The organism is Pseudomonas sp. GW821-FHT02H06, assembly GCF_059421525.1.
The window spans coordinates 1-13,413 of the sequence record NZ_JBWKVD010000019.1 but is presented as its reverse complement, the minus strand read 5'-3'; the positions used below and the strand labels follow the sequence as shown (position 1 = coordinate 13,413).

Annotated in this window: 10 protein-coding genes; 8 read left to right on the top strand and 2 right to left on the bottom strand. The window is 61.4% G+C overall.

Annotated elements, in window-relative coordinates; translation table 11 throughout:
* Positions 1–14: 14 nt before the first annotated feature.
* The 6 genes from AC07VF_RS23010 to AC07VF_RS22985 all read left to right on the top strand — a co-directional run bounded on the left by AC07VF_RS23010 (position 15) and on the right by AC07VF_RS22985 (position 7,104).
* Positions 15–806 carry an ABC transporter permease gene (locus tag AC07VF_RS23010; RefSeq protein ID WP_346630510.1) on the top strand — a complete coding sequence of 264 codons (792 nt, stop codon included), beginning with the start codon at positions 15–17 and terminating at the stop codon, positions 804–806.
* A gap of 1,046 nt (positions 807–1,852) precedes the next feature.
* Positions 1,853–2,836 (top strand): LacI family DNA-binding transcriptional regulator, encoded by a 984-nt coding sequence (locus AC07VF_RS23005; protein WP_495010158.1) that lies wholly within the window; start codon positions 1,853–1,855, stop codon positions 2,834–2,836.
* Positions 2,837–2,940: 104 nt separating this feature from the next.
* Positions 2,941–3,762, top strand: a complete 822-nt coding sequence (locus tag AC07VF_RS23000) for a sugar phosphate isomerase/epimerase family protein (RefSeq protein WP_495010156.1) — start codon at positions 2,941–2,943, stop codon at positions 3,760–3,762.
* Positions 3,755–4,720, top strand: coding sequence for a sugar kinase (locus tag AC07VF_RS22995; RefSeq protein WP_495010155.1), 966 nt, complete (start codon positions 3,755–3,757; stop codon positions 4,718–4,720). The genes AC07VF_RS23000 and AC07VF_RS22995 overlap by 8 nt, the downstream gene beginning before the upstream one ends.
* A gap of 71 nt (positions 4,721–4,791) precedes the next feature.
* On the top strand, positions 4,792–6,108 hold the full coding sequence (locus tag AC07VF_RS22990; RefSeq protein WP_192173651.1) for an MFS transporter: 1,317 nt from the start codon (positions 4,792–4,794) through the stop codon (positions 6,106–6,108).
* A 15-nt stretch (positions 6,109–6,123) separates the two neighbouring features.
* Entirely contained in the window at positions 6,124–7,104 is a 981-nt protein-coding gene (locus AC07VF_RS22985; RefSeq protein ID WP_495010154.1) for a 2-hydroxyacid dehydrogenase, read from the top strand.
* A 378-nt stretch (positions 7,105–7,482) separates the two neighbouring features.
* Here the strand turns inward: AC07VF_RS22985 and AC07VF_RS22980 are convergent, their stop codons facing one another.
* Positions 7,483–9,108, bottom strand: coding sequence for a methyl-accepting chemotaxis protein (locus tag AC07VF_RS22980; RefSeq protein WP_495010153.1), 1,626 nt, complete (start codon positions 9,106–9,108; stop codon positions 7,483–7,485).
* A gap of 409 nt (positions 9,109–9,517) precedes the next feature.
* Between AC07VF_RS22980 and AC07VF_RS22975 the strand changes: the two genes are divergently transcribed.
* Positions 9,518–9,781: a DUF1652 domain-containing protein gene (locus tag AC07VF_RS22975; RefSeq protein WP_197983975.1), complete on the top strand. Its 264-nt coding sequence runs from the start codon at positions 9,518–9,520 to the stop codon at positions 9,779–9,781.
* Here AC07VF_RS22975 and AC07VF_RS22970 read toward each other — a convergent pair.
* Positions 9,768–12,221: a UvrD-helicase domain-containing protein gene (locus AC07VF_RS22970; protein ID WP_495010157.1), complete on the bottom strand. Its 2,454-nt coding sequence runs from the start codon at positions 12,219–12,221 to the stop codon at positions 9,768–9,770. The genes AC07VF_RS22975 and AC07VF_RS22970 overlap by 14 nt on opposite strands.
* A 382-nt stretch (positions 12,222–12,603) precedes the next feature.
* Here AC07VF_RS22970 and AC07VF_RS22965 point away from each other — a divergent pair, with 382 nt between their 5' ends.
* The gene (locus AC07VF_RS22965) at positions 12,604–13,299 is read left to right on the top strand and encodes a pirin family protein (protein WP_495010152.1); all 696 of its coding nucleotides are present in this window, start codon (positions 12,604–12,606) and stop codon (positions 13,297–13,299) included.
* The last annotated feature ends 114 nt before the right edge of the window (positions 13,300–13,413 follow it).

Sequence of the window (13,413 nt, the reverse complement as noted above, 5' to 3'; positions counted from 1 at the left end):
TGAAGGACGAGGCGTTGGACGCGCAACCGGTTGTGCGGCGTACACGTGGGAATGGGCGAACCCGCCTGAAGGGGCTTGCCGTGCCGGTGGCCCTTTTGCTGTTGCTGGAAATTGCCGTCCGCGTGGGCTGGGTGCAGTCCTACCAGATGCCGGCGCCCAGCGAGATCGCTACGACGCTGACCGATCTGGCCGACGGCGCGCTGTGGAAACACATCGGCGCCAGTTTGACGCGGGTGCTGTCGGGGTTCGTGATCGGTGCGGGTCTGGCGCTGGTGTTCGCGGCGTGGGTCGGGCTCAGTCGCGAGGCGGAAGCGTATCTGGAGCCGACGTTCGCGGGGCTGCGCTCGATTCCGAGCTTGGCCTGGGTGCCGCTGTTGCTGTTGTGGCTGGGGATCGGTGAGACCTCCAAGATTGTGCTGATTGCCATCGGCGCGTTTTTTCCGGTGTACCTGAACGGCGTGGCGGCGATTCGCAACATCGATCGCAAGATGGTGGAGGTCGGGCAGATATTTCGCTTCAGTCAGCGGCAGATGATTGTGCATGTGTTTTTGCCCGCCGCCCTGCCCGGTCTGTTCACCGGGTTGCGCTCGGGGTTGAGTCTGGCGTGGATGTTTCTGGTGGCGGCGGAGTTGATCGCGGCGACGAAGGGGCTGGGTTATTTGCTCAGTGACGGGCGCGAGACGTCGAGGCCCGACATTGTGCTGGCGGCGATCATTGTGCTGGCGGTGTTGGGCAAGTTGACCGATGGGGTGTTGGCGATGCTGGAAAGGCGGTTTTTGGCCTGGCGGGATACTTTCAAGGGCTAAGATCAAGATCAAGATCAAGATCAAGATCAAGATCTAGGGCGTCTGCCTGGGGGCAGACTGTTTCGCCTTCGGCGAGTTACTTGGAAAAGCACCCCAAGTAACCAAAGGTGCTTGCTCTCGGTTGGGCCCTTCGTTCCTCAGGGTTCCTTCACTCCGGTCCCGCTCCGTGGGCCCGCTGCCATCCGCCATCCATGGCGGGGGGCAGCTCTCGCCGCATCCATGCGGCTCGGCCCACTCCACGAGACCTCCGTTCAGCCTGCACCAAAGTCGCGTTTCGCGGTGACCGGACTTTTTGTGTACGAAGATCAAAAGCAGATCAAAAGCAGATCAAAAGCAGATCAAAAGCAGATCAAAAGCAGATCAAAAGCAGATCAAGGGCATATCAGTCGCCGGCGACTTGTGGGAGTGAGCTTGCTCACGAAGGGGTCGGTACATTCAACGGATATCTGTTGTTTGAGATAAAGCATTCGCGAGCAAGCTTGCTCCCACAAGGAGGGGGACTATCAGCAAAAATGTCGGCGCCTGAGCTGGCCTCTTCCCGGCTAAAGCCGGTCCTACAGGGCGTACGCGGTGCTTTTGTAGGACCGGCTTCAGCCGGGAAGCCGTTGCTCTGCTTTTGATCTGCTTTTGATCTTCATGCACAAAAAGCCCAAACACCGCCAATCGCGACTTGGGTGCAGGCTGAACGCAGGTTTCGCGGAGTGGGCCGAGCCGCATGGATGCGGCGAGAGCGCCGTCAGGACAGGGATGTCCGTTCGGCGCGGGCCCACGGAGCGAGACCGGAGTGAAGGAACCCCGACGCAGGAGGGGCCCAACCAGGAGCAAGCACCCTTGGTTACTTGGGGTGCTTTTCCAAGTAACTCGCCGAAGGCGAAATATCTGCCGTTAGGCAGATGCTCTTAAAGCCATATTGACGCCACCCCACAATCTGGTGTCTCCTGAAACCGGTTTCAGAGCCCAACCGCTCTTCCCATAAGCCTGCTGATAAATCCAATAAGGTCCAGGCCGTGAACAGCATCTCCACCCCGACGCGCACCCGCGTCACCATGAACGACGTCGCCGACCTCGCTGGCGTCTCCAAGGCCAGTGTCTCGCGCTTCATCGGCGATGACCGGCAACTGCTGTCCGATGCCATCGCCAAACGCATCGAACAGGCCATCGACACCCTCGGCTATCGCCCCAACCAAATGGCCCGCGGCCTCAAACGCGGCCGCACCCGCCTGATCGGCATGCTCGTCGCCGACATCCGCAACCCCTACTCCATCGCCGTCATGCACGGCGTCGAAACGGCCTGCCGCAAACACGGCTACAGCCTCGTCGTCTGCAACACCGACCGCGATGACGAGCAGGAACGCCTGCACCTCGCCGCCCTGCGCTCCTACAACATCGAAGGCCTGATCGTGAACACCCTCGGCCATCACCTCGACGAACTGCGCGAACTGCACCGCGAACTGCCGATGGTGCTGGTGGACCGCAAGGTCGATGAACTGCACAGTGATCTCGTCGGCCTCGACAACGTCACGGCAGTCCGACAAGCGCTAGACCATCTGCATGACGCCGGCTATCGCGATGTACTCATGGTCACCGAACCCCAGGACGGCACCAGTTCGCGGATCGAGCGGATGGACGCCTTCAAGAAACAGATCGCCGAGCGAACCGACATGCATGGGCAGGTCTGCGAAACCGGCGAAGCATTGCGCGATCGGTTGCGCCAGTTCCTCGCGCAACACGGCCCCGGCCCCAAAGCGCTGTTCACCGCCAACGGCGTCGCTACCCTGATCACCACCCGCCAATTGCATGAGCTGGGCTGTCACTTGTTCAACGACATCGGCCTGATCGCCCTCGACGAGCTTGACTGGTACCCGCTGGTCGGCAGCGGCATCACGTCGCTGGCCCAACCTACCCATGAGATGGGCATCACCGCCTTCGAATGCCTGCTCAATCGACTGCGTGGCTATCAGGAGCCGGTGCGGCTGTACGACTTCCCCGCGCAGTTGATCGCGCGGGGCTCGACCCGACGACAGACCTGACATCCCACACAGATACCGCAGGTCAGACCCTGCACGCCGACGCGAACTTTTACCCGGTTCGCTCGTTCGAACAAAAATGTAACCGGTTTCAGAGGACAATAATAATGACCCTACCATCCGTTGCCATCAGCCTCGGCGCCTTCGGTGCCGATCGTGTACGTGCCCAAGGCCAGGCCAGTTTCATCCCGCTACTGGTTGATGCCGGCGTCAAGCGTATCGAGCTGCGCGAAGAGCTGTTCACCCCCGGCGTGCATGACCAGGACTTCCCTGCCCTTGCGCGCGCCATTCAGGCTCAAGGCCTGGAGTGCCTGTACTCGGCGCCCCTTGAGTTGTGGCTCGAAGGCGACACGCAACCGAACCCCGAATTGAGACCGACCCTGGAGCGCGCCACCGCGTGCGGTGCGTTCTGGCTCAAAGTGTCGCTGGGGCATTTTGGCGAGCACTGCGACGTCGCCGCGCTGGCCGATCGCCTGGCGCCCTACGACGTTCACTTGCTGGTGGAAAACGACCAGACCGAACAGGGCGGCCGCATCGAGCCCTTCGTGGAGTTCTTCGCGCAGATCACCGCGCTGCAAATGCCCATCGGCATGACCTTCGACATCGGCAACTGGCGTTGGCAGGAGCAGTCCGCCCGCGACGCTGCCCGGCAGCTGGGCCGTTACGTCGAATACCTGCACTGCAAGGCAATCTCCCGGAGCACGTCAGGCAAGCTCATCGCCGTGCCGCCTGCTTCAATCGACCTGCAACAGTGGGAATTGCTCATCCAGCACATGCCGGTGAACCTCCCCCGCGCCGTTGAATACCCGCTGCAAGGCGACGACTTGCTCCAGGTGACCCGAGATCAGGTTGCCCTGCTCGCCCGCCTTGGCCAGTCCCAATCAGCGCAGCCCCACCCCAAGGAAACGGAGACGCTGAGCCATGTCTGAGATCGATATTCTCTCCTTCGGCGAAACCATGACCATGCTGGTGGCCGAGCAAACCGGTGACCTGGCGCAGGTTCGCCATTTCGAGAAACGCATCGCCGGTGCCGACAGCAATGTGGCGATCGGCCTCTCGCGGCTGGGCTTCAAAGTGGCGTGGCTGAGCCGGGTCGGCAACGATTCCATGGGCCGCTTCGTCACCGACAGCCTACAACAGGAAGGCGTCGACTGCGCTCACGTCACCGTGGACGCCGCGCACCCCACCGGTTTTCAGTTCAAATCCCTGGAGCTGGAAGGCGCCGACCCGGTGGTCGAGTACTTCCGTCGCGGCTCGGCGGCCAGTCATCTGTCGGTCAACGACATCGTTCCCGACCTGCTCAAGGCGCGGCACCTGCACGCCACCGGCATTCCGGCGGCGCTGTCCGACACCTGCCGGGAGCTTTCCCACGTGCTGATGACGCAAATGCGCGAGGCCGGTCGCAGCGTGTCGTTCGACCCCAATCTGCGGCCTTCGCTGTGGTCGAGCCAGGCGACGATGATCCGCGAAGTCAATCACCTTGCCAGTCACGCCCACTGGGTCATGCCGGGGCTGGCCGAGGGTGAATTGCTCACCGGTTTCGACACCCCGGCTGACATCGCCCGTTTCTACCTGGACATGGGCGTCGAGGCGGTGATCATCAAACTCGGCGCCAAGGGTGCGTATTACCGCACCCAGCTGAATGAGGCGTTCTTGCCCGGCGTGCCGGTGGCCAATGTGGTCGACACCGTGGGCGCAGGCGATGGCTTCGCCGTCGGGGTGATCAGCGCGCTGCTGGAAAACCTCGGGTTCGAGCAAGCCACTGCCCGGGGCAACTGGGTCGGCAGCCAGGCCGTGCAAAGCCGTGGCGACATGGAAGGCCTGCCCACTCGCGCCGCACTTGATGCCGCCAACGTCTCGGCAGGCGCCCGACGACAGAGCGCCTGAACCCTTGCTTTCACACACACCGAACCTCCATCACCTGCTGCGACAAAAACAACATGCTCAGGGAGCCTGAAATGGAAAAGCTGCTCGAATCCGTGAAACACGCCGGCCTCAAACGTCGCTGGCTATTGATCATGCCCATCGTCTTCATCACCTACAGCCTGGCGTACCTGGACCGCGCCAACTACGGCTTCGCCGCTGCCTCGGGGATGGCCGAAGACCTGCACATCACCCCGGGCATGTCGTCCTTGCTCGGTGCGTTGTTCTTCCTCGGTTACTTCTTCTTCCAGGTGCCCGGCGCCATCTATGCGCAGAAGAAAAGCGTCAAGAAACTCATCTTCGTCAGCCTGATTCTGTGGGGCGGCCTGGCCACCCTGACCGGCATCGTCTCCAACGCCTACATGCTGATCGGCATCCGCTTCATGCTCGGGGTGGTCGAAGCAGCGGTGATGCCGGCCATGCTGGTGTACCTGTGCTATTGGTTCACCAAGGCTGAACGTTCCCGCGCCAACACCGTGCTGATCCTCGGCAACCCGGTGACGATGCTGTGGATGTCGGTGGTGTCCGGTTATCTGGTAGCACACTTCAGCTGGCGCTGGATGTTCATCGTCGAAGGTTTGCCGGCAGTGATCTGGGCGTTTATCTGGTGGCGTCTGGTGGACGAGCGTCCGGCCCAGGCCAAGTGGCTGACCGCTGAAGAAAAGACCGAACTGCAAGCGCGCCTCGACGCCGAACAGGTCGGCATCAAACCGGTGAAGAACTACGCCGAAGCTTTCCGTTCCCCGCGCGTGCTGTTGCTGGCCGCGCAGTACTTCTGCTGGAGCATCGGCGTGTACGGCTTCGTGCTGTGGCTGCCGACCATCATCAAGAAAGGCATGCAGATGGACATGGTCGAAGCCGGCTGGCTCTCGGCCCTGCCGTATCTGGCTGCGGTGATCGGCATGGTGCTGGTGTCGTGGGCGTCGGATAAAACCCAGAAGCGCAAAGCCTTCGTCTGGCCGCCACTGCTGCTGGCCGCCGTCGCGTTTTACGGCTCATACGCGCTGGGTACCGAGCACTTCTGGTGGTCGTATTCGCTCCTGGTCATTGCCGGCGCCTGCATGTACGCGCCTTACGGTCCGTTCTTCGCCATCGTCCCGGAAATCCTCCCGGCCAACGTCGCAGGCGGCGCCATGGCACTGATCAACAGCCTCGGTGCGCTGGGATCGTTCGCCGGTTCCTACCTCGTTGGCTACCTCAACGGCGTCACCGGCACCTTGAGCGCGTCGTACCTGTTCATGAGCGGCGCGCTGCTGGTCTCGGTGGTGCTGACGCTGCTGCTCAAGCCGGACAGCAAGGCCCGGCCGCTGAGCGATAAGCCTGGCGTTGGTCCTGCGCCAGCCCACTCCTGATCGGGAATCCTTTCGATGACTCATCATGTTGTGCTGTACAAAAAACTCTCGGCGCCATTGATGGAGCGCCTGCAAGCCCAGGCCGAGGTCACGCTTATTGAAGACCCGAAATCCAGCGACGGCCTGGCACGCCTTCGCGACGCCCTGCCCCACGCCGATGCCTTGCTCGGCGCGAGCGTGAAACTTGACGCCAAACTGCTGGACCTGGCGCCAAAGCTGAAAGCGGTGTCCAGCGTCTCGGTGGGGGTCGATAACTACGACATCGAGTACCTGACGCGGCGCGGCATTCTGCTGACCAACACCCCGGATGTGCTCACCGAAACCACCGCCGACACCGGTTTCGCGCTGATCATGGCCACGGCACGCCGGGTGGTGGAGCTGGTGAACATGGTCCGCGACGGCCAGTGGAAGCAGAACATCGGGCCGCAGCACTTTGGTTCCGACGTGCATGGCAAGACGCTGGGCATCATCGGCATGGGCCGGATTGGCGAAGCGGTGGCGCAACGGGGGCATTTCGGTTTCGGAATGCCGGTGATTTATCACAGTCACTCACCCAAGCCGGCGGTGGAAGCGCGCTTTGATGCCCGCTATCGCAGCCTCGGAGAGCTGCTGCGCGAAGCGGATTTCGTTTGCCTGACCGTGCCGCTGACCGCCGAAACCGAGGGGCTGATCGGTGCCGAGCAGTTTGCGCAGATGCGGCCGGAGACGATCTTCATCAACATCGCCCGCGGCAAGGTGGTGGACGAGCAGGCGCTGATTGCCGCGCTGCAGAACGGCCAGATTCGCGCGGCCGGTCTGGATGTCTTTGAGCAGGAGCCCGTGAATCCGGACTCGCCGCTGTTGCAGATGGACAACGTGGTGGCGACCCCGCACATGGGTTCGGCGACCCACGAGACCCGCGAGGCCATGGCCCGCTGTGCCGTGGACAATCTGCTGGCGGCCCTGGCGGGCGAGCGACCGAAGGATCTGGTCAACCCCCCTGCGTGGAATGGCTGATAGATACTCTGTGGGATATGGGAATGCTTGCGATATCAGCCAGCTCGCAGGACCTCTGGGGGGTGACCGGGCTGAACTCAGGATCTTGGGCACGCCGCAGGACGTGTAGGAGTGAGCTTGCTCGCGAAGACTGAGGTTCGTCCGCTGGAGATCTAGCGGCTTTGCCACTCTATTCGCGAGCAAGCTCGCTCCCACAGAATTGAGGTGAACTCAAGATTTCGGGCACGCCGCAGGACCTGTGGGAGTGATCTTGCTCACGAAGACCGAAGTACAGTCGCGAGAGATTTAGCGGATGTACGAGAGTCTTCGCGAGCAAGCTCGCTCCCACAAGGTTGCGCCGGTCCTTCAGGCTTGCGCGCCCCGAACAGACCGCGCCGCTTAAATCACAAACCGCGCCACCATTGCTTTCAGATCCACCGCCAGTCGCGACAGCTCATGGCTGGCCGCGCTGGTCTGGTTCGCGCCCGCCGCCGTCTGCGCGGCGAGGTCGCGAATGTTGACCAGATTGCGGTCCACCTCCCTCGACACCTGCGCCTGCTCCTCCGATGCACTGGCAATGACCAGGTTGCGCTCGTTAATTTGCGCAATGGCTTCAGTGATCAACTCCAGTGCATCACCCGCCGAGCTGGCCAGGCTCAGCGTGGTGCGGGTGCTGTCGGTGTTGCGCGACATGGAGTGCACCGCCTCGCCGGTACGCGTCTGGATGCCGGCGACCATCTCTTCGATTTCCGTGGTCGACTGCGCCGTGCGGTGGGCCAGCGCACGAACCTCGTCGGCGACCACGGCAAACCCGCGACCCGCCTCCCCCGCACGCGCAGCCTCGATGGCGGCGTTGAGCGCCAACAGGTTGGTCTGCTCGGCGATCGAGCGAATCACGTCGAGCACCTTGCCAATATCACGGCCTTGGGCCGCCAGGCCTTCGACCAATCCGGAAGTGGCCTGGATCTGCTGGGTCATGTCCTGAATCGACTTCACCGTCTCGACCACCCGATCACGCCCCTGACGTGCGGCCTGATTGGACTGCTGTGACGCTTCGGAGGTCGACACCGCGTTGCGCGCGACCTCCTCAACGGCGGCAGTCATCTCGTTAACTGCCGTTGCCGCCTGCTCGATCTCGTTGTTCTGCTGCTGCAAACCGCGCGAGGACTCTTCTGTCACCGCGCTCAGTTCCTCGGCCGCCGACGCCAGTTGCGTGGACGAGCCGGAAATCAGCTCGATGGTCTGGCGCAGATTGCGCTGCATCGTTGCCAGAGCGCGCAACAACTGAGTCGCTTCGTCCTTGCCGTCGACCTCAATGGGGCGGGTCAGATCGCCCGATGAGATCTCTTCTGCGGCGCGAACTGCTCGGGTCATCGGGTTGACGATACTTCGGGTGAGCAACCACGCCAACATGATGGTGAGCAGGACGGCAACCACTGAAACAGCAATCATGCTCAGGTTGGCGCTGTCATATTCCGCTCTGGAAATCTCTCCCGCTTCAGTGGCGCTCTTCGTGTTCAGGGCGATCAACTGGTTGATCTGCACACCCATGAGGTCAGTGGCTTCTTTCATGCGGGTATTGATCAATGCGCGCATGTCCTCAACCTTATCTTGATGCGACAAGTCCAGCACGTTGGCCTGAATGTCGAGGAACGTTGCCAGCGTCGCTTCAAACTGGTTGTACACGGTCAGCTCATCAGCCTCGGCCGGGAGCGAGGCGTAGGCTTTTTTGGCTGTCTGCAACTTACCAATCAGTTCGGCGATCCGCGCATCGGTTTCGCGTAGCGATGCCGGTTCTCGGTTTACCAGCGTGCGAAACGAGGTGATGCGCAAGCGCAGGCTGTTTTCCAGCATCCCACTTAAATGGCCAATACTCGGCAGTTGATTGGACTCCATGTCGATGGCGGTCTGGCGTATCTGCGCCATCCTGTGAACCGAGAAAACGCTCAAGCCAATGACCAGTGCGGCAATGAACGCGAATCCCAGGAATGCGCGAGGCGCAATATTCATGTTTCTTATCGACATGGATGATCTCTCTGGAAGGCTGATGCTGCGTCGATTCTTTTAATTGACGCTCGCCTTGCTATCGGCCGCCCATCAACTTTCATGCGGGCGCCTTGAGCGTTTGGAGATATATATTTCTTCCACCTAACTCGTTAACGATGCTTTCAGATCGCTATAACGATTCAGCGCTGGTTCAAGCATGCATCCGCATATAAGCGATTCATGATAAAGATCAACGAAACATGAAATTCTCAATTGTGTAGGATTTATTTCCCGACACTGTCAGAACTCGGTGCTACCTTTACCTGACTCGTGGTCTGCGGGCCAGGCTTCCTCACGCGACGTGTCGATCGCTGCCGAAGCCTGAACAGACCTGCCGTTTTCCTACCCTGCGGAGCTTGTGAAGTGCTCGATTGAACGAGGTGGGTCCATGAACAAAGTGACATTCCCGAACGCCTGCCAGCTGATGCGCTGGCATTTTCATCCGGTGGGCTTCGAAGCCAACATGGACGCGCCCGGCAGTATGGTGGCCCGTCTTTTTGACCGGGCCAGCGGCGAGACCGTGATTGCCATCGCCGCCATTCCCTGCGCCACCGTGATGAACGCGACGGACGTGGAGCGCATCATCGAGGCCATTGAACTGGAGGTCGAGACCTTCATTCCAAGGCGCTCTCTGTACCTCAATCGGGCCTGACCACCTGGGCGTACTGCCCCTGTTCGACGGATGCGCCGAGTGGAGTGGCGAGTGCCGCAGCCCCTCGGCGATCGTCGAAAAATGCCTTGTCGCCTGCAACCCGTGCCGAGGCCCGCGGCATGTTCCCGTCGTCATTGCCCGCAGCGTCGATGAACCAGTAGCAGTGGCGAACGGCGCGGGTGATCGCCACATAGGCTAGGCGTAACACCTCATCTTTCTGCGCGTTGTCGAACGCTTCCAGATCCCCTTCCCGCCCCAGACCGGCCAGCTGATAGACCTGATTCTTGTACGGCGACTGCGTCAGATGCTGACAATCCCCGAGCAGAAACACGGCGTCGGCCTGTAGGCCCTTGGCGCTGTGATAGGTCAGTTGCTTCAGACGACGTTCCTGGGGCGGCAGTCTGTAATCGGCATCGGCAAGGTCCTGCAAAGCTTCCGGCAAGCGGCTGCGTTCGCTGCCTTTGCGGTACAGCAGCAGCACCGAGTCGCCGGCGTGGTAATGCTCGGTCAGGCTGGCCAGCAAACGGTCATCGTCGCGGTCCAGCACGATCACCGGCAGCAGCTCCTGCTCCGGGCCACTGGCGCGGGCCTTCTTGCCGCTGATCGCCGGCGCGGCACGCACGATGTGCTCGGCAGCGTCGATGATGTGCTGGTGGCTGCGGAAGTTGTCGCTGAGCATGACCTTGGTGGTCGCGGGCGAGGAAAACTCCTTGGGGAACTCCATGAAGAATTTCGGCGAACTGCCGCGCCAGCCGTAGATCGACTGCCAGTCATCGCCGACGCACAGCAGCGATGAACGCTGGGCACCGCGGCCCACATGCAGCGCCGGGCCGCGACTGCGGATCTCCCGCAGACTGGCGCGGATCCACGAGACGATTTGCGGCGAGACGTCCTGAAACTCATCGATCATCAGATGCGACAGCGGACGCAGGCCGGCATCGCTGACCAGCTTGAGGTTTTCCGGCGAGTTTTCACCGAACAGCGAGAACATCCGGTTGTAGGTCATCACCGGCGGTGATTGATCCAGCAGGTGGTTCTCGAACGCTTTCCAGAACAGGCTCAACGCTTCAAAGAAAAACCGGTCGGGGTCTTGATCCGAAAAGCTCATCTGCGCCACGGCGTCCGGCACGTCCAGCCCGAGGTTTTCGATGAAGCTGGCGGCCGCGACAAAACAGTCCAGCAGCGGCGCTGCGCTCAGCTCGCCTTTGACTTTGTAATCGAACCCCGGCCCCGCCACGGCAGCGCCAGACAACGACTGCATCATCCCGCGCGAGGCCTGGTAGTTTTCCAGCCAGATGACCGGCTTGCGGCAAAACGCCTGAAACAAGGTGCGCTTGATCACCCATTCAGCCCACACCGGCAACTTGGCGTCCGGACGGCGCAGGTGCTGGTCTTCGCTTGGGTCGAAACCCAGCACAATCCAGGCATCCAGCTCGGCCGCATAGCCGTGGACGTGGAAGGTCAGGCCGCTGACTTCGACGGTCTGGCGCATCGGCTCGACGCCCTGAATCGGCCACGCGCCGGCGCGAATCCACAGGTCTTCGATGACGTCGCACAGCTCTTCGTCGCGCTTGGAGGACAGGCCCATCACGGTGATGCGCTTCTGCACGTCCGGGTGATCGCGGTCCAGTTCCTTGAGTTGCAGCGACTGCCGGTACAGGGGCGCCATGACCTCGCGAAAACGCGGATTGGCGGCGTACAAATCCCGGTAGCACAGGTTCAGCTGTTGGCGCTGGGCGTCATTGATGCGCAAGTCGAAGGGGTTGCTGTCGGCGCTGTCGTCGAACAGCTGGCCGGACTGGCTGCTGAGGTTCTCGAAGGCCTGCAATTGCTCGAAACCCGGCAGGCTGCGCACCAGCGGCAGGATCCGCGAATGGAAAGTGCGCACCACCTCGCGGGCCTGACGCAGTGTCAGCTCATGGCCCCACAGCGCCATGATCTCGATGAGTTTGTTGATGAAATCCTTGCGTGACTCGCGGGTGAAGGTCACCACGGTCATCGAGTCCAGCTCGAAGCTCAGGTAGTGGTTCAGCAGCAGCACGCGCAGCACCAGCGACGTCGACTTGCCCGCCCCGGCACCGGCAATCACGTAGGTCGATGGCGTGTCGCTGAAAATCATCTTCCACTGGGCGGTGGTGGGTTGCGCGTGAGCGGGCAGCTTCTCGGCGACGTCGGCCTTGATACGCTTTTTCAGCTCGTTGGTCAGCGGCAGGCGCCAGTCGTCGAACAGGTGGTCGTCAACCCTCGGACCACGGTGCTCAAGGGGCCGGGTGTCGCGAATCACCAGTACCTGACGGCCTTCTTCGATGCCATCCAGGTGACCTTCCGCGTAACCCTCGTTCATGCCCTCGGCATGACCGTTGAGGTAGCCATCGGCGTGGCCCTGGTGCCACGACGGCACGTGCTGCGCCTGCATGCGCGACAAACCGCTGCCCATCATGCGGGCAACGAGCCGCTTGAAGAACGGCAAGCGTTCAGGGGTATTCAGGTCAGGAGGCAGTTGGTTTGGCTCGTTGGGTAGCTCGGCGGAAAAATCGTGCGGCACGCGGGCTCCGGGTATCAGCGTTTTCGACAGGGCGCCTATGGTCGCCCCATTCGCGTTTCAGCTCCAGTGAAATGCTTTGCGGTCAGGGAGTTAGCCGATAAAGGGCCGCGTGTTTCTAGGCCCCATGATGGCCTACGTATCGAATTAACCGATCGCATTCATGCAGAACTTACGCTTTTTATCGATATTTAGTTGATAGATCATTGCTCCATCGACTGACAAGTCATCACCAGCGGCGCCCTGCCACAGGCCCGGCCCTGCTACGGAGGAACTGATCATGCTGCAACTTCGACCTTTCAAATCCCTTGGCGGCGCAGACCACGGCTGGCTGAATGCCCATCACCATTTCTCGTTCGCCAGTTACTACGACGAGAGCCGGATGAACTGGGGCCAGCTGCGGGTGTGGAACGATGACGTGATCGAAGCCGGCACCGGCTTCCCGCGTCACCCGCACCGGGACATGGAGATCATTACCTATGTGCGTGAGGGCGCAATCACTCACGAGGACAGCCTGGGCAACCGTGGCCGTACCGAAGCGGGCGATGTGCAGGTGATGAGTGCCGGCACGGGCGTGGCGCACAGTGAATACAATCTGGAGTCGAAGGAGACACGGATTTTCCAGATCTGGATCATGCCGGACGAGGTCGGTGCTCCGCCGTCCTGGGGCGCAAAGCCATTCCCGAAAGGCGACCGCGAGGGTTTTGTGACCCTGGCGAGCGGCAAGGCGGACGATGATATCGAGCTGCGGATTCGGGCCAATGCCCGGTTGGTGGCGGCGAATCTTAAGGCCGGTGAGACGGCGGAGTACGTGCTGGATACTGGCCGTCGGGCGTATCTGGTGCCTGCGACGGGCGTCATTGAGGTCAACGGCCTGCGTGCCGAAGCGCGGGATGGTGTGGCGGTTGAGGATGAGCGTGTGTTGCGGGTGACGGCCCTCGAAGACAGCGAGATCGTTCTTGTGGATGTGGCTTAAAAAGCCGTAAATCGAGATCAAGATCAAGATCAAGATCAAGATCAAGAGCGTCTGCCTGGGGGCAGACGTTTCGCCTTCGGCGAGTTACTTGGAAAAGCACCCCAAGTAACCAAG